Source organism: Pseudomonas sp. B10 (assembly GCF_900156235.1).
Taxonomy (GTDB): domain Bacteria; phylum Pseudomonadota; class Gammaproteobacteria; order Pseudomonadales; family Pseudomonadaceae; genus Aquipseudomonas; species Aquipseudomonas siliginis.
In genome coordinates, this window is sequence record NZ_LT707063.1 from 5305375 (window position 1) to 5320804 (window position 15430).

The window sequence follows — 15430 nt, forward strand, 5'->3', positions numbered from 1 at the left end:
ATCGGATAGTTCGCCCTCCAACAGTGCGTTTGTCAGCCAAATTCGTTAGGCTGGCCGCCATTTTTGCGTCCGCCGCCCACAAGGCAGCTACGCGCTTTAAGGGTCAGTCCCATACGGATCGACAGCATTTCCCTAATCCAACAGGGCAATCCCCCTCTAAATTCCGATTTCAGTAGTGTGGTATTACCTTAATGAAAGTTTTGAAAGGTCAGGACATCCTGGCACTTGGTTTTATGACGTTTGCCCTGTTTGTCGGGGCCGGTAACATCATTTTCCCGCCGATCGTCGGCTTGCAGGCCGGGCCTCACGTCTGGATGGCCGCACTGGGCTTCCTGATTACCGCCGTTGGTTTGCCGGTGGTCACCGTGGTGGCGCTGGCCAAGGTCGGCGGTGCGATGGATGCGCTGAGCAGCCCGATCGGCAAGATCGCCGGCGGTATCCTCGCGGCGGCATGCTATCTGGCTGTGGGGCCGCTGTTCGCCACCCCGCGTACCGCGACCGTATCCTTTGAAGTGGGTCTGGCGCCATTGACCGGTGAAAGCCCGCTGGCGCTGTTCCTCTACAGCTCGGTGTACTTCCTGCTGGTGTTCTTCATTTCGCTCTACCCTGGGCGGTTGCTGGATACCGTTGGCCGCTTCCTCGCGCCGCTGAAAATCATTGCACTGGCAGTACTGGGCATCGCCGCGTTCGCCTTGCCGGCGGGTGACATCGGTCACGGCACACCGGAATATGTGGCGGCACCGTTCTCTCAGGGCTTCATCAATGGTTACCTGACCATGGATACCCTCGGCGCACTGGTATTCGGCATCGTTATCGTCAACGCGATCCGCTCCCGTGGCGTCGAGTCGCCGGCGCTGATCACCCGTTACGCGATCATTGCCGGGCTGATTGCCGGCGTGGGTCTGGCACTGGTCTACGTCAGCCTGTTCCGCCTCGGGTCCGGCAGCCATGAAGTCGCAGTCGGCGCCACCAACGGCGCGGCGGTGTTGCATGCTTACGTGCAGCACACCTTCGGTTCGCTGGGCAGTGGTTTCCTTGCGGTGCTGATCTCGCTGGCGTGTCTGGTCACGGCGGTCGGTCTGACCTGTGCCTGTGCTGAATACTTCAGCCGTGTGCTGCCACTGTCTTACAAGACGCTGGTGATTATCCTCGCGGCATTTTCGCTGCTGGTCTCCAACCTCGGTCTGACCAAGCTCATTGCTTTCTCGATTCCGGTACTCACCGCGATCTACCCGCCGTGCATCGTTCTGGTCGCACTGAGCTTCTGCAAGGATTTCTGGCATGAGCACGGGCGCATTCTTGGGCCGGTGATGCTGGTTTCCTTCGTTTTCGGCACCATCGACGCCCTGAAAGGCGCTGGTCTGGCCGACTGGATGCCAACTCAGCTGACTCATCTGCCGCTGAGCGAGCAGGGTCTGGCGTGGCTGGTGCCGTGCGTGATGACCCTGGTGGTCGCCGTGGTCTGCGATCGCCTGCTGGGCAAGCGCAGCGAAGTGACTGCCTGACGTGATGTGACCCGCCACAAGCGGGTCAGGCACGGTTAAACAGAAATGCCCCGTATCAATCGATACGGGGCATTTTTTATCAGAGCTGATAATCCTCAACCCAGATAACGTACGACCAGAGCTCCCACATTGACGTTGTCGCTGTCACGGCTCAGGAGTATTCGCTTGTCGGGCTGCACTGCCACCGAGATCCATTGCATACCGGGCCCCATAGAGTGAGTAACGTATCCCTTGCCATCCCCAAAGGTTGTGTCCAGTTCACCCGTTGCCAGATAGCGGCAGGCAAGCATTTGCTCCCTGGTTATTTGCCCTGTACTCCCCACCACAACCAAACCATCCTCAGGCTCTCCACTTAGATCGAACAAAGTGCAACCGTCGGTTAATCCAAGATCAGTGACAACAGGCTTACCCTGATTGAATGCGAGATTTGGTCTACCGTTCGGGTTGTACGCGGCCATCATTGCTTTGCGTCCTTTACCCCAAACGTCGTTAGGAGATGTGTCGACTTGGCCGGCAACAAAGACGCTGCCGTCAGCACGTAACATCAGGCTTCGTACGCTGGCCGGGTAATCCGATGGAATGTAGACGGTCCCGGTGCCATCATCGCCGAAGTCTTTATGGGGCGTTCCATCGACGTTCAGGCGCACAATCTTTCCTTCTCCAGCCCTCGAACCTGCGACTGTGATTACTCCATCCTCTGCTACTGAAATCGAAGCAATGCCCATTGCAAGATCCAGCCAGCCTTGGTTGTTGAAAGCGGTATCGAAATCTCCTTTCTGATCAAGTCTGAACAGTCGGTCGCTTTGACCGACGAGTATTTTTTCATCAGCAGTCAGTACTAACCTGGTTCTGGATTGCGACTTGATGGAAGCTTCCGGTTTTGGCAATTGCGATTCGGACTGTGGCAGGAAAGGGACGTAAACCGTCCCATCGGGACCGAAATCGCGATCTCTTTCACCATCAGCGAAGAATCTGGCAAGCGCAAATCGGGTTCCTTGGTCCTCATCATATTGATACCCAAAAAGCAGCGCCTTGCCGTCTTTATAAAGACAGGCGCCAGTTCCGCTGGCTTGTCCCGAACCTGTAAACGTACCTACGATCAAACCGTTTTCGTTGAAGCCAGTATCGTTAGTACCGTCCGCCAGTAATTGCGCCAAATGAAAACTGACCTTGCCCTCTACAACAGTTTTTCCCACGAGAAGGATCTTTCCATCCGGGCGCAAGCCTGCGATTTTCAAAGCCTGGCTTCCCGCAGCAAATGACTCGGCGTACCCCCGGTTGCCAAACGTTGTGTCAATGGGCAGCGCAGCGTTCAAAGGTCTCATGCTCAAATCCTTGTCTGATAGGGGAGCGGTCAGTGTTCCCGTTTGAGAAAACGACCTTATGCCTCGCCATACCCTCGGCGCTACTGTCAGAGTTGACAGGTATAAGCCTCTGAAAACTGATAGCTGCGGTCTATTTTGAATAAATTTGACTCTTCAATGAGCGTGTCTTTTTACGAGCCAACACGTCGAAACGAAGGGTTCCCTCCATCATTCCTCTTGCTCAGGACAACGAATGTCGTTCATCCAAGCCAATCTGATCCACTTGCTCGCCGCCGTCTGGTTCGTCGTCTGCTGGGGCGGTTACACCCGTTATGCCACCTGGAAGGCCCGTGATACGGCGTGTCTGGCCAGCGTGTTGCACCTTTACCGTGAAGACTGGATGCGCCGCATGCTGCTGCGTGACAACCGCATCGCCGATGCCAGCGTGATCGGCAATCTGGAGCGCAACGCGTCGTTCTTCGCCTCCAGCACGCTGATCATCCTTGCCGGTATCCTCACCGTGCTCGGTGCGTCCGACCGAGCCGTGTCGTTGTTGGCGGATATTCCGATGGTGCAGCAGGCGTCGCAAGGCATGTCGGAGATCAAGTTGCTGTGCCTGGCACTGGTGTTCGTCTATGCGTTCTTCACGTTCAGCTGGTGCATGCGTCAGTACAACTTCGCGGCGATTCTGGTCGGTTCAGCGCCGATGATCGGCGAGCGCCAAGTGACCGAGCAGGAACGCAAGGCGTTCGCTTCGCGGGCGGCGCGGGTGATTTCGATGGCGGCCAACCAGTTCAACTTCGGCCTGCGTTCTTATTACTTCGGCATGAGCATGCTGGCGTGGTTCGTCAGCCCGTGGCTGTTCATGATCATGAGCGCGGGAGTCGTGGTGGTTTTGTATCGCCGCGAGTTTCATTCCGACGTTCTCGATGTCATGGTCTATACCCCTACAGAGGCGCCCGTCCCAGAGGCGAACAAAGAGGCTGTTTGATGAGTATTCCGTTCTGGTGTGTGTTTATCAGTGCTTTATTGATCTACGTGGCGCGCATGCCGGTGGCCAAGGCCATGAAAGAGCAGGGCGGGTATGACAATCACTTGCCGCGGCAGCAGCAGGCGCAGTTGACTGGCTTCGGTGCGAGGGCGCTGGCGGCCCATCAGAACAGCATCGAAGCCTTCATCCTCTTCGCCGTCGGCGTGCTGATGGCGCATACCACGCAAACCGCGGGTTGGCTGATCGATGCGCTGGCGATCATCTTCGTGATCTCGCGGATTTTCTATCTGTGGTTCTATCTGGCCGATCTGGCGAAGTTGCGCAGCCTGATGTGGCTAGTTGGCTTCATCTGTTCGCTGTTGCTGATGATTAGTCCGACTTTTAGAACCGTGTTGCTCTAATCGGTAAATCGCAGGCAAAAGAAAACCCGCACTTGGCGGGTTTTCTTTCACACCACAAAGCTTATTGCTTTTTGGCGGCTTCTTCTTGAGCAGCGGCGTTCGATTCAGCCTGAGCTTTGGCAGCTTCGGCGTTTTCTTTTGCTGCGTCGTTCACTTTATCCTGAGCTTTGTTCATGTCTTGCTGAGCTTGCTCAGCATGTTGGTTTGCATCTTGAGCTTTGTCCTCGGATTTTTTATCGCAGGCAGCGAGACCGAGGGAAGCGGTCAACATCAAGGCAATAGCTAAAGTCTTACGCATGGGGTGTATCTCCTTATGGAAAATAACTACTGGCCTTAAGAACTCGGCGCTACGGGTTAAGTTCCTCAATTGTTTCAGATATATAAGTTTGTTTTATCACGGAACTTTTGCCGCTTTTCTCACTACTGGCACAAGGCCCAAACGCGAGTAATTATCACATGGCCGAAAACCCCGTTTTTGAGCGCGCGACGCGCTTTTTATCGGCATTGCGCCACTGTCAGGTCCTCGGTCTGCAGGTGCACAATGCCTCCAGCGAAGGGCTGACGGTGATCCTGCCGTACAGCGAAAAAATCGTCGGCAATCCCGAAACCGGAGTCATTCATGGCGGCGCCATCACTTCGCTGATGGACACCGCCTGCGGCATGTCGACACTGTGCGTGCTGCCGGAGTTCGAAGTCTGTCCGACCCTCGATCTGCGCATCGACTACATGCACGCCGCTGAACCGCACAAAGCCGTATACGGCTTTGCCCAGTGCTATCGCGTCACCACCGACGTGATCTTTGCCCGTGGTTTTGCCTACCAGGACGATCCCGAGCAACCGATTGCCCACGTCGTCGGCACATTCATGCGCATGGGCATCGGCCTGAAGGGCAGCAAGGGTTTCGCGGGCGCGATCAAGGGAGCGAGCCAATGAGCAACGATCTCAGGGAGCAGCTGCAACAGGCCCACGCGCAGGGCGATTACACGCCGCTGCTGGCGTTGATTCCTTATGCCGGGCTGATCGGTATCGAGTGCTCGCGAGTCGGCGATGAGTTGCTGTTCAAGCTGCCGGCGAACAAGGACAACATTGGTAACCCTTTATTGCCGGCGATCCACGGCGGGGTGATTGCCGGCTTCATGGAGCTGGCCGCAGCCCTGCATTTGCTGATTTTCACCGGCACGCCGGGTGTGCCGAAGATCATCGATTTTTCCCTCGATTACCTGCGCGCCGGGCAGTTTCGCGACACTTGGGCCAGGTGTCAGGTCTGCCGTCAGGGCCGTCGCGTGGCTAACGTAGCGGTAACTGCCTGGCAGAGTACCGAGGCCGAACCGATCGCCACGGCCCGTGCGCACTTCAAAATTGATGAGCCCTTGAAATCCTGAGCAGCGCCCCCAACTCAGATGACAACCCGCCGCAGACCATTTCGGGTCGCGGCCACTGCCATCTGATTGGAGTTTGATGACCATGAGTGTGGAAACTCAAAAGGAAACCCTGGGCTTCCAGACCGAGGTAAAGCAGCTGCTGCACCTCATGATCCATTCGCTGTATTCGAATAAGGAAATTTTCCTTCGCGAATTGATCTCGAACGCCTCTGACGCTGTCGACAAGCTGCGCTTCGAAGCCCTGGCCAAGCCTGAGTTGCTCGAAGGTGGTGCTGACCTGAAAATCCGTGTGAGCTTCGACAAGGACGCCAAGACCGTCACTCTCGAAGACAACGGTATCGGCATGAACCGTGACGATGTGATCACCCACCTGGGGACCATCGCCAAATCCGGCACCGCCGATTTCATGAAAAACCTGTCCGGCGATCAGAAGAAAGATTCGCACCTGATTGGCCAGTTCGGTGTCGGCTTCTACTCGGCCTTCATCGTTGCCGACAAGGTTGACGTTTACAGCCGTCGCGCCGGCACCGATGCCAGCGAAGGCGTGCACTGGTCGTCGAAAGGCGAGGGCGAGTTCGAAGTCGCCACCATCGACAAGCCAGAGCGCGGCACCCGCATCGTCCTGCACCTGAAATCCGGCGAAGACGAATTCGCGGATGGCTGGCGTCTGCGCAACATCATCAAGAAGTACTCCGACCACATTGCTTTGCCGATCGAACTGCCGAAGGAAGTCACTCCGGCCGAAGGCGAAGAGGCTCCAGCCGTTGAATGGGAAACCGTCAACCGCGCCAGCGCCCTGTGGACCCGTCCGCGCACTGAAGTCAAGGACGAGGAATACCAGGAGTTCTACAAACACATCGCTCACGACTTCGAGAATCCGCTGTCGTGGAGCCACAACAAGGTTGAAGGCAAGCTTGAGTACAGCTCGCTGCTGTACGTGCCGGCCCGCGCGCCGTTCGACCTGTACCAGCGTGAAGCGCCGAAGGGCCTGAAGCTGTACGTGCAGCGCGTGTTTGTGATGGATCAGGCCGAGTCGTTCCTGCCGCTATACCTGCGCTTCATCAAAGGCGTGGTCGATTCCAACGACCTGTCGCTGAACGTGTCGCGTGAGATCCTGCAGAAAGACCCGATCATCGATTCGATGAAAACCGCGCTGACCAAGCGTGTGCTCGACATGCTGGAAAAACTGGCGAAGAACGAACCTGAGCAATACAAGGGCTTCTGGAAAAACTTCGGTCAGGTCATGAAAGAAGGCCCGGCAGAAGATTTCGCCAACAAAGAGAAAATTGCCGGTCTGCTGCGTTTTGCATCGACCCAGGGCGACGACGGCGAGCAGATTGTCGGTCTGGCTGACTACCTGGCCCGCGCCAAGGAAGGTCAGGACAAGATCTACTACCTCACCGGCGAAACCTACGCGCAGGTCAAGAACAGCCCGCACCTGGAAGTCTTCCGCAAGAAAGGCATCGAAGTGCTGCTGCTGACCGATCGCATCGACGAGTGGCTGATGAGCTACCTCAGCGAATTCGACGGCAAGACGTTTGTCGACGTGGCGCGCGGTGACCTCGATCTGGGCAACCTGGACTCGGAAGAGGACAAGAAAGCCGCTGAAGAAGTCGCCAAGTCCAAAGAGGGTCTGGTCGAGCGCCTGAAAACTGCGCTGGGTGATTCCGTGGCTGAAGTCCGCGTTTCCCACCGTCTGACCGACTCGCCGGCCATTCTGGCCATCGGCGAACAGGACCTGGGTCTGCAAATGCGCCAGATTCTCGAAGCCAGCGGGCAGAAAGTCCCGGATTCGAAGCCGATCTTCGAATTCAACCCGAGCCACCCGCTGATCGAGAAACTCGATGGCGAGCAGAGCGAAGAGCGTTTTGGCGATCTGTCGCACATCCTCTTCGATCAGGCCGCCCTGGCGGCGGGCGACAGCTTGAAGGATCCGGCCGCTTACGTGCGCCGGCTGAACAAGCTGCTGGTTGAACTGTCGGTTTGATCACGTTGTAGGAAAAACCCGCTTCGGCGGGTTTTTTCATTCTGGTGTTTACACAATCAGGAGTCAGAAATGAGCCAAGTCACTGTACGTTCCGTGGTCTATCAGATTGACGGCCAGGCCTATGAAGGTCGCCTGGCGTTCGACGCCGAGCACAAGGCTGCGCGCCCGGGTTTGCTGATGGCGCCGAACTGGATGGGCGTCAGCGCCGGTGCTGAAGACATCGCCAAAGCGGTGGCGGCCGAGGGCTACGTGGTGCTGATCGCGGATGTCTACGGCCAGAGCGTGCGTCCGCAGAACGCTGATGAGGCGCTGGCAGCAATGATGCCGCTCAAGGACGACCGTGCGCTGCTGCGCAAACGTCTGCAAGTGGCTTTCGAGCAATTGCAGAGCCAGGGCGAAGCTGCGGTGGATACGTCGAAACTGGCGGTGTTCGGTTTCTGCTTCGGTGGTTGCTGTGCGTTGGACCTGGCTCGCACGGGTGCGCCGGTGAAAGCGGCGGTGTCGTTCCACGGCACGCTGGATTCGCTGAACCCGGCGGATGCGCAGAACATCAAGGGCTCGGTGCTGGTGCTGCATGGCGCATCCGATCCATTGGTGCCAAAAGAGCAACTGCCGGCGTTCGAAGAGGAAATGAACGCGGCTAAGGTCGACTGGCAACTGCTCAGCTACGGCGGCGCGGTGCACTCGTTTACCGATCCGCACGCCAACGTACCGGGCAAGATGATGTACGACGAAAAGACCGCCAAGCGCGCGTTCAAGTCGATGCATGATCTGCTGGATGAAGTGTTCAACGGCTGAGTCAGTTTTCAGGCGCTGACTTGATCGGTGTCTGATCTGGCCTCTTCGCGAGCAGGCTCGCTCCCACAGGGAATGCATCACTAACCACTGTGGGAGCGAGCCTGCTCGCGAAGACTGACTGAGGCCCTCTACAAATCTCAGGGTAGTTCGATCCGCTCGACTTCCCCCGGCACCGTCGGCCAATCCCCGGCCGCCCACTTGCGCCGTGCCTCATCAATCGCCGCCGGATCACTGGCAACAAAATTCCAGTTGATCCGTCTCGGCCCGTCCAGCGCCGCGCCGCCGAACACCACCGCATGCATATCGCTTTCGGCAAACAGGCTCATCTCTTCGCCAACCGGCAACACCACCAGCGCATGCGGCTCGATCGCCTCGCCATTCAACTGCGCATCGCCGCTCAACACATACACCGCGCGTTCTTCATGCTCGGCCGGAATCAGCAATGTGGTCGCGGTCTGCATCTTCACTTCGGCATACAGCGTAGGAGAAAGCACCGGGACCGGCGATTCCAGGCAAAAGCCTGACCCGGCAATCATGCGAATCTGCACGCCGAGGTTATCGCTGACCGGCAACGTCGCTGCCGGATGATGACTGTAATGCCCCGGGCCTTCTTCGTGTGCCTTGGGCGAGGCCAGCCAGACTTGCAGACCGTGCAAAGTGAAGGTCTCGGCGAACATTGGCGCAGGCGTACGCTCGACGTGGGCGATGGCGCTGCCAGCGGTCATCCAGCTGACATCGCCGGCACCGACCACCTGATCGGAGCCCAGACTGTCCTTGTGCTGCAATTGCCCTTCGAACAGATAGGTAAGCGTCGACAGACCAATGTGCGGATGCTGTCGGATATCCATGCCTTTACCCGTCGGATAAATCGTCTCGAGCATGTGGTCGAAAAACACGAAAGGCCCGACGTTGCGGCATTTGGCTGACGGCAGCGGGCGCAGAATCGGCTGGCCTTCGACGTCTTCGGCGCGCGGGCGGATGATCAGGAGTGGCGTGTCCATGGTGCATTCCAGGCTGAGCGGGTGATGCCAGAAGCATAACCCGCCGCTGGCATCAGGAGGATTATTGGCTGTCGAAGCCTTGTGGTGCGTGGGTTTCGATGCTGACTTCGCTGGTGGTCATCAATTTGTGAATCGGGCAGCGATCGGCCACGCGCAGCAGTTCCTCGCGCTGGGCGTCAGTCAGCACGCCTTTGAGCGTCAGGGTGACATGCAGGGCGTATTTGCCTTTCTGTTCCTGGCTGTTGTCGCGCTTCACTTCGACTCCCACGCCGGTCAGCGGGATGTCTTTTTTCTTCGCATACATTTTCACGGTCAGCGCTTTGCAGGCGCCCAGCGCAGCGTCGAAGTAATCGTGTGGCTCTGGCGCGGTGCCTTCACCCCCGGCGGTTTTCGGTACATCGGCAAACAATTCGTGGTCGTCGATCTGGACGGTGTGACGAAAACCTTCGGCAGAGACGGTATTGACGGTAACAGTCATGGAAACCTCACAGGCGGCAGGAAAAATCGTTCGATCAAAGCAGACCTTGCAGTTATAGAGCATTCCCGGCAGTGGGCGTTCCGCTTTTCGGCAGGGATGAACCCTTGTCGTTCGGGCGCGGTCTAGGCTATGCCCATCTGCCGGAGATTACTTGTGTCCTTGTCTCGTCTGAGTCTTGCCTGTCTGCTGCTGTTCGCTGGCAGCGCCAGTGCCCGCGAATACACCTACAGCGATGCGCACCTGCATTACGTGGATTTTTTCCAGGAAAGCGCCGGCATGCAGAAATTGCTCACGGCCATGAAGGACAATTCCATCGAGCACGTGATGATTTCCGGCATTCCCGTGGCGAAGAAATGGCACGAAGACGAACCCAAGCGTCCGCGCTACTACGCCGGCGATGACGCCGATGCCTATTGGTACAGCGCCACCGATGTGATCATTGCCGACGCGGTGGAAAAACTTGCGCCGGAGCAGCGCCAGTACTTTCATCCGTTCCTGTCCGGCTTCAATCCCAATGACAAGAATTCCGCCGCGCACATTCAGCGCATGCTCGACCTGTATCCGGGGTTGTGGCAGGGCATCGGCGAGGTGTTCACCCGACACGATGACCTGACCGCGCTGACCTCCGGCGACACGCCTCGAGCGAATAACGAGGCTATGACCAAGATCTATCACCTCGCTGCGGAAAACGATCTGCCGGTGATGCTGCACTCCAACATCACTTCCAAGCGTGAGAAAAATCCGCTGTACCTGAAGGAAGTTGAAGAGCCGCTGCGCAATCATCCGCACACGCGATTCATCTGGGCGCATGCCGGCACCAGCGCCGAGATCCATCGGCATCAGACCCAGTTGCCGTTTCTCCTGCCAACCCTGACGCGCATGCTTGAGGCCTATCCGAATCTGTTTATCGACCTGTCGTGGAGCATGCTCACGCCTTACTTGCTGGACGAGCAGGGCAAGCCCCGCGCCGAATGGCTGGCGCTGGTGGAAAAGTACCCCGAGCGCTTCATGCTCGGCTCTGACGTGGTAGGACGGTTCAACAAGCTCGGTCAGGAAATGCACAGCTACAAGCCGTTTCTCGATGCGCTTCCGGAAGCGGTGGCGCGCAAAGTCGCGCGGGATAACTTCCTGGCGATATTGCCGCGCAACACAGAAAAAACCGCTGCTCCGCGCTGAAACGTCAAAGCCACGGGTTCGGACTAGCCGCTCGTCTGCCTATCGCTTTTTCGTCTTACGCAATTTCAAGGCAATGCCGATACCTTCTAAAGCAACCCGCTGCAGGCTGATGCAGCGCTTTTGGAAGGAGCCAGAGTGATGAATATCCGTAGTCTCAATATTGCCCCGCGCGCCGGTCTCGGTTTTGGCCTGCTGGCCCTGATGGTGTTTGCCCTCGGAGCGTTCGCCTTGCTGCAAATGTCGAACATGCGTGCGCAGTCCGATGAAGTCGACAACAACTGGCTGCCAAGCGTGATGGCGGTCGGTGAGATGAGTCAGGACATGCTGCGCCTGCGTGCCTTGACCATGCGCCTGTTACTCAACCGTGACCCCAAGGCACTGGAGCAGAATGTCGCCAAGCTCGACGAGCTGCGCAGTGGCTTGAGCGAAGCGCAGCAGCGTTATGACGGTCTGATCGTGCTGCCTGAAGAGCGCGTATTGTTCGAACGCTTCAAGGGCACCGAGCACAAATACCTTGAGCTTCAGGCACAAGTCCTACAGCTGTCGGCGCAGAATCGGGTCGCTGAGGCTTCGACGATTCTCAATGATCAGATGAGCCCGCTGGCTGATGAAATCGCCGCTACTCTGCGTGAGCTGGTCGAGTTGAACAAGCAAAATGCCGGTCTCGCCACTGAGGCCGCGCGGCTGGTGTTCAAGCAATCGCAGCTATGGGTCGCAGTAATGATCGCCATGGCTGCGCTGATTACCGTCGGCCTGGCGTTGCTGCTGACGCGCAGCATTGTCGTGCCATTGTCGCAATCGCTCAGCGTGGCCGAGGTGGTGGCCGGTGGGGATTTGACCGGTGACATTCACATCACTGGCAAAGACGAGCCGGCGCGCCTGCTGCAAGCGCTGAAAAGCATGCAGCACAATCTGCGCGACACGATCCGGCGCATTTCCGAGTCGTCCACGCAACTGGCCTCGGCTGCCGAAGAACTCAGCAGCGTCACCGAAGACGCCACTCGCGGCTTGCATCAGCAGAGCCAGGAAATCGAACAGGCCGCCACTGCGGTCAACCAGATGACAGCAGCGGTGGAAGAGGTGGCGAACAACGCCGTGGCCACGTCCGAAGCTTCCCGCGAGTCCGACCGCATCGCCCGGCAAGGACGCGAGCAAGTGCAGCAGACGGTGACGTCGATCGAGTTTCTCGCTGGCGACGTCACCAATAATGCGGCGCAGGTCGAGGCGCTGGCGCAAAAGGTACATGGCATCAGCAAAGTGCTGGATGTGATTCGCTCGATTGCCGAACAGACCAACCTGCTCGCGCTCAACGCCGCCATCGAAGCCGCGCGCGCCGGTGATGCCGGGCGTGGTTTTGCGGTAGTGGCAGATGAAGTGCGGGCGTTGGCGCATCGCACTCAACAGTCGACCCAGGAAATCGAGCAGATGATCGGCGGGATCCAGCAGGGCACCGATTCGGCGGTCAGCTCGATGCAGCAGAGCAATTCTCGGGCACGCTCGACTCTGGAATTGGCCAAGAGCGCAGGCTCGGCTCTGGACGAAATTGCCTCGGCGTTTACCTTGATCAACGAGCGCAACTTGGTGATCGCCAGTGCCTCGGAAGAGCAGGCAGCGGTGGCGCGCGAGGTGGATCGCAATCTGATGAATATTCGTGATCTGGCAATGCAGACATCGGCGGGCGCCAATCAGACCAGTGCGGCGAGTCAGGAGTTGTCGAAGTTGGCGGTGGATCTGAACGGGATGGTGGCGCGGTTTTCTGTCTGACCGCGCAATCGACTGCAATTAAAACCTGTGGGAGCGAGCCTGCTCGCGAAAGCGCAGTGTTGGGCACTGAAAAGGTTGGCTGAGCAGACGCCTTCGCGAGCAGGCTCGCTCCCACAGGGATTGGTGTGTTTGCGAAAACTGCGGACATTAAAAAGCCCCGCATTCGCGGGGCTCTTTTTTGTTGCGGTCGATCAGCTGCCTTTGACAGTCTTGCCGTTGACCGTACCGTCCTGGAGCATGATGTTGTACTCCTTGCCGTCAGTCTCGACCTGTTGCAGGCGCACCAGCAGGTAGTCCCAATCCTTGGCGAACCACAGCACGGTGATGCGTTTGCTTTGTGTCGGATCGCGCACGCGCTCGACCTTGATCGCATCGATCTGGCCGGCCTTGGTGTCGACCTTTTCCGAACCCAGCACGCGGAAGTCGTAGGTATCGACTTCGCCATCATCAACCACCTGATAGCTCATGCTTTTCTTGCCGGCGGCAACGTCGTGCTGCAGCGCCAGTTGATAGGTCGACTTGTCGACCATGCCGCGGTTCAGCGGGATCTTTACCGCGTCGCCACGGTCGGTGCCGGTCACCAGTTTATTGGCCCAGTCGAAGTCCAGATCAGCTTTTTTCGCTTTGCCCAGACCACCACGTTCAAAGTGGTAGGACTGCGGCAGCAGCGTGTCCTTGTCCAGCTTCAGGGTGCTTTCTTCAGTCAGGCTGGCGATCATCATCGACGCCTTGAAGCTGAGCTTCCAGACGCCGTCGGCTTCCTTGGTCAGGCTGCGTTCGGCGGTGCCGCTCATGGGCAGCTGCTTCCAGTCGGCGGTGTAGCTGGCGGAGAACGGTTGAAGGTCCGCTGCCTGCGCAAAGGGCAGGGCGAGCAGAGCGCAAGCGAAGAGCAGGGCGCGACGCATAATATCTCCTAGTGTCGAATCAAGTGGCCGCTGGCGGCGAGTAACTGGCCGTCGAGTAAAGCGCCCTGGTCACCGAGTGTCAGCCTGCCTTCGGCAAACCAGCGTACTGCCATCGGGTAGATCAGGTGTTCCTGAGCGTGGACTCGTTGCGCCAGACTCTGCGGCGTGTCGTGCAACTCTACCGGTAATACTGCTTGTACGACCAGTGGTCCGCCATCGAGTTCCTCGGTGACGAAGTGCACGGAGCAGCCATGTTCCGTGTCGCCGGCCTCCAGCGCGCGCTGATGAGTGTGTAACCCTTTGTATTTGGGCAGCAGCGACGGGTGGATGTTGAGCAGGCGACCCTGGTAGTGGCGCACGAAATCAGCGCTGAGAATGCGCATGAAGCCGGCCAGTACCACGAGTTGAGGGTTGAATTGGTCGATCAGTTCGATCAGCGCGGCATCGAAGGCCTCGCGGCCCTCGAATGCCTTGTGATCCAGCGAGCGGGTGGCGATACCCGCGTCGCGGGCGCGTTGCAGGCCGTAGGCGTCGGCGCGGTTGGAAATCACCGCAGCGATGCGGACCGGGCTGTCGCCGGTCCGCGTGCTGTCGATCAGAGCCTGCAAGTTACTGCCGGTGCCGGACAACAGCACCACGACATCACAGGACTTTGGCATCAGTGAGCCTTGAGGTTCTTCAGCTCGACCTGCGCAGCGCCCTCGGCGGCCACGGCGATCTGGCCGATGACCCAAGGCTGCTCGCCGGCGTCACGCAGGGTGTTCAGGGCCACTTCGACGTGCTCCTGAGCCACGCAGATGACCATGCCGACGCCGCAGTTGAGCACGCGGTGCATCTCGGTTTCATCAACGTTGCCTTTCTCTTGCAGCCAGTCGAATACGGCCGGGCGAGTCCAGCTGGCCACATCAACTACAGCCTGAGCGCCTTTTGGCAGTACGCGCGGAATGTTGTCGAGCAGACCGCCACCGGTGATGTGGGCCATGGCCTTCACAGCGCCAGTGTCCTTGATCAGCTTGAGCAGTGGCTTGACGTAGATGCGGGTCGGGGCCATCAGCAGGTCGGTCAGCGGTTTGCCGTCGAGCTGGGTGTTTTCGATGTCGGCACCGGAGACTTCGATGATCTTGCGGATCAGCGAGTAGCCGTTGGAGTGCGGGCCGGACGATGGCAGGGCGATCAGGGCGTCACCGGTGGCGACTTTCGAGCCGTCGATGATTTCCGACTTTTCCACCACGCCGACGCAGAAGCCGGCCAGGTCGTAGTCTTCGCCTTCGTACATGCCTGGCATTTCAGCGGTTTCGCCGCCAACCAGCGAGCAACCCGACAGTTCGCAGCCAGCGCCGATGCCGGTAACCACTTGGGCAGCGGTGTCGACATTCAGTTTGCCGGTGGCGTAGTAGTCGAGGAAGAACAGCGGCTCGGCGCCGCACACCACCAGATCGTTGACGCACATGGCGACCAGGTCGATGCCGATGCTGTCGTGCTTGTTCAGGTTCAGCGCCAGACGCAGCTTGGTGCCGACGCCGTCGGTGCCGGACACCAGCACTGGCTGCTTGTAGCCGGCCGGGATTTCGCAGAGGGCGCCGAAACCGCCCAGGCCGCCCATGACTTCCGGGCGCGCAGTGCGCTTGGCGACGCTCTTGATGCGTTCGACCAATGCTTCACCGGCGTCGATGTCTACACCGGCGTCCTTGTAGCTCAGGGAGGGTTGCTTGCTCATGATCCATGCCTTTAGGGGAGG

General features: G+C 58.5%; 16 protein-coding genes. 9 read left to right on the plus strand and 7 right to left on the minus strand.

All coding sequences use genetic code 11. The features are described from left to right. The first annotated feature begins 191 nt into the window (after positions 1–191). Complete coding sequence (brnQ, locus tag BXA01_RS24085; RefSeq protein WP_016773681.1) at positions 192–1505, plus strand: branched-chain amino acid transport system II carrier protein; 1314 nt, start codon at positions 192–194, stop codon at positions 1503–1505. Positions 1506–1600: 95 nt separating this feature from the next. On the opposite strand, the gene BXA01_RS24090 is transcribed toward brnQ, so the two are convergent. Then, complete coding sequence (locus BXA01_RS24090; RefSeq protein WP_076566674.1) at positions 1601–2830, minus strand: hypothetical protein; 1230 nt, start codon at positions 2828–2830, stop codon at positions 1601–1603. A 232-nt stretch (positions 2831–3062) separates the two neighbouring features. Between BXA01_RS24090 and BXA01_RS24095 the strand changes: the two genes are divergently transcribed. Together BXA01_RS24095 and BXA01_RS24100 are read left to right on the plus strand one after the other, a co-directional pair. Beyond that, on the plus strand, positions 3063–3800 hold the full coding sequence (locus BXA01_RS24095; protein WP_016773682.1) for a DUF599 domain-containing protein: 738 nt from the start codon (positions 3063–3065) through the stop codon (positions 3798–3800). Next, positions 3800–4201, plus strand: coding sequence for an MAPEG family protein (locus tag BXA01_RS24100; RefSeq protein ID WP_056783897.1), 402 nt, complete (start codon positions 3800–3802; stop codon positions 4199–4201). The genes BXA01_RS24095 and BXA01_RS24100 overlap by 1 nt, the downstream gene beginning before the upstream one ends. Positions 4202–4262: 61 nt before the next feature. On the opposite strand, the gene BXA01_RS24105 is transcribed toward BXA01_RS24100, so the two are convergent. Further along, entirely contained in the window at positions 4263–4499 is a 237-nt protein-coding gene (locus BXA01_RS24105; protein ID WP_007959016.1) for a hypothetical protein, read from the minus strand. Positions 4500–4657: 158 nt separating this feature from the next. Between BXA01_RS24105 and BXA01_RS24110 the strand changes: the two genes are divergently transcribed. From BXA01_RS24110 to BXA01_RS24125, 4 genes are all read left to right on the plus strand, one after another. Beyond that, a complete protein-coding gene (locus tag BXA01_RS24110; protein WP_076566677.1) occupies positions 4658–5134 on the plus strand; it encodes a PaaI family thioesterase in 477 nt (158 codons plus the stop codon). Further along, positions 5131–5583: a PaaI family thioesterase gene (locus BXA01_RS24115; protein ID WP_073472701.1), complete on the plus strand. Its 453-nt coding sequence runs from the start codon at positions 5131–5133 to the stop codon at positions 5581–5583. The genes BXA01_RS24110 and BXA01_RS24115 overlap by 4 nt, the downstream gene beginning before the upstream one ends. A gap of 82 nt (positions 5584–5665) precedes the next feature. Next, a complete protein-coding gene (gene htpG, locus BXA01_RS24120; RefSeq protein WP_056786759.1) occupies positions 5666–7570 on the plus strand; it encodes a molecular chaperone HtpG in 1905 nt (634 codons plus the stop codon). A 69-nt stretch (positions 7571–7639) separates the two neighbouring features. Then, positions 7640–8368 carry a dienelactone hydrolase family protein gene (locus BXA01_RS24125; protein ID WP_076566680.1) on the plus strand — a complete coding sequence of 243 codons (729 nt, stop codon included), beginning with the start codon at positions 7640–7642 and terminating at the stop codon, positions 8366–8368. 137 nt (positions 8369–8505) lie between these two features. Here the strand turns inward: BXA01_RS24125 and BXA01_RS24130 are convergent, their stop codons facing one another. Both BXA01_RS24130 and BXA01_RS24135 read right to left on the minus strand, forming a co-directional pair. Next, positions 8506–9369: a pirin family protein gene (locus BXA01_RS24130; RefSeq protein WP_076566683.1), complete on the minus strand. Its 864-nt coding sequence runs from the start codon at positions 9367–9369 to the stop codon at positions 8506–8508. Between the two features lie 61 nt (positions 9370–9430). After that, a complete protein-coding gene (locus BXA01_RS24135; protein WP_016773690.1) occupies positions 9431–9847 on the minus strand; it encodes an OsmC family protein in 417 nt (138 codons plus the stop codon). Between the two features lie 129 nt (positions 9848–9976). Between BXA01_RS24135 and BXA01_RS24140 the strand changes: the two genes are divergently transcribed. Beyond that, the gene (locus BXA01_RS24140; protein WP_076566685.1) at positions 9977–11023 is read left to right on the plus strand and encodes an amidohydrolase family protein; all 1047 of its coding nucleotides are present in this window, start codon (positions 9977–9979) and stop codon (positions 11021–11023) included. Between the two features lie 138 nt (positions 11024–11161). Further along, positions 11162–12787, plus strand: coding sequence for a methyl-accepting chemotaxis protein (locus BXA01_RS24145; protein WP_076566687.1), 1626 nt, complete (start codon positions 11162–11164; stop codon positions 12785–12787). 191 nt (positions 12788–12978) lie between these two features. Here BXA01_RS24145 and BXA01_RS24150 read toward each other — a convergent pair whose 3' ends face one another. Genes BXA01_RS24150 through purM form a run of 3 tightly spaced genes read right to left on the minus strand, consistent with a single transcriptional unit; the run spans position 12979 to position 15409 of the window. Then, entirely contained in the window at positions 12979–13692 is a 714-nt protein-coding gene (locus BXA01_RS24150; protein ID WP_056783915.1) for a DUF3108 domain-containing protein, read from the minus strand. Positions 13693–13700: 8 nt separating this feature from the next. After that, the gene (purN, locus tag BXA01_RS24155; protein WP_076566690.1) at positions 13701–14351 is read right to left on the minus strand and encodes a phosphoribosylglycinamide formyltransferase; all 651 of its coding nucleotides are present in this window, start codon (positions 14349–14351) and stop codon (positions 13701–13703) included. Beyond that, positions 14351–15409, minus strand: coding sequence for a phosphoribosylformylglycinamidine cyclo-ligase (gene purM, locus BXA01_RS24160; protein WP_039763675.1), 1059 nt, complete (start codon positions 15407–15409; stop codon positions 14351–14353). Before purM ends, purN begins: the two co-directional genes overlap by 1 nt. Positions 15410–15430: the final 21 nt, after the last annotated feature.

Bases quoted from the DNA above. Each gene is read 5' to 3' on its own strand.
- BXA01_RS24135 (WP_016773690.1), bottom strand. From the start codon at position 9,847: ATGACTGTTACCGTCAATACCGTCTCTGCCGAAGGTTTTCGTCACACC.
- purM (WP_039763675.1), bottom strand. From the start codon at position 15,409: ATGAGCAAGCAACCCTCCCTGAGCTACAAGGACGCCGGTGTAGACATC.
- BXA01_RS24095 (WP_016773682.1), top strand. From the start codon at position 3,063: ATGTCGTTCATCCAAGCCAATCTGATCCACTTGCTCGCCGCCGTCTGG.
- BXA01_RS24100 (WP_056783897.1), top strand. From the start codon at position 3,800: ATGAGTATTCCGTTCTGGTGTGTGTTTATCAGTGCTTTATTGATCTAC.
- purN (WP_076566690.1), bottom strand. From the start codon at position 14,351: ATGCCAAAGTCCTGTGATGTCGTGGTGCTGTTGTCCGGCACCGGCAGT.
- BXA01_RS24125 (WP_076566680.1), top strand. From the start codon at position 7,640: ATGAGCCAAGTCACTGTACGTTCCGTGGTCTATCAGATTGACGGCCAG.
- BXA01_RS24115 (WP_073472701.1), top strand. From the start codon at position 5,131: ATGAGCAACGATCTCAGGGAGCAGCTGCAACAGGCCCACGCGCAGGGC.
- brnQ (WP_016773681.1), top strand. From the start codon at position 192: ATGAAAGTTTTGAAAGGTCAGGACATCCTGGCACTTGGTTTTATGACG.
- BXA01_RS24130 (WP_076566683.1), bottom strand. From the start codon at position 9,369: ATGGACACGCCACTCCTGATCATCCGCCCGCGCGCCGAAGACGTCGAA.
- BXA01_RS24105 (WP_007959016.1), bottom strand. From the start codon at position 4,499: ATGCGTAAGACTTTAGCTATTGCCTTGATGTTGACCGCTTCCCTCGGT.
- BXA01_RS24150 (WP_056783915.1), bottom strand. From the start codon at position 13,692: ATGCGTCGCGCCCTGCTCTTCGCTTGCGCTCTGCTCGCCCTGCCCTTT.
- htpG (WP_056786759.1), top strand. From the start codon at position 5,666: ATGAGTGTGGAAACTCAAAAGGAAACCCTGGGCTTCCAGACCGAGGTA.
- BXA01_RS24090 (WP_076566674.1), bottom strand. From the start codon at position 2,830: ATGAGACCTTTGAACGCTGCGCTGCCCATTGACACAACGTTTGGCAAC.
- BXA01_RS24110 (WP_076566677.1), top strand. From the start codon at position 4,658: ATGGCCGAAAACCCCGTTTTTGAGCGCGCGACGCGCTTTTTATCGGCA.
- BXA01_RS24140 (WP_076566685.1), top strand. From the start codon at position 9,977: ATGCCCATCTGCCGGAGATTACTTGTGTCCTTGTCTCGTCTGAGTCTT.
- BXA01_RS24145 (WP_076566687.1), top strand. From the start codon at position 11,162: ATGAATATCCGTAGTCTCAATATTGCCCCGCGCGCCGGTCTCGGTTTT.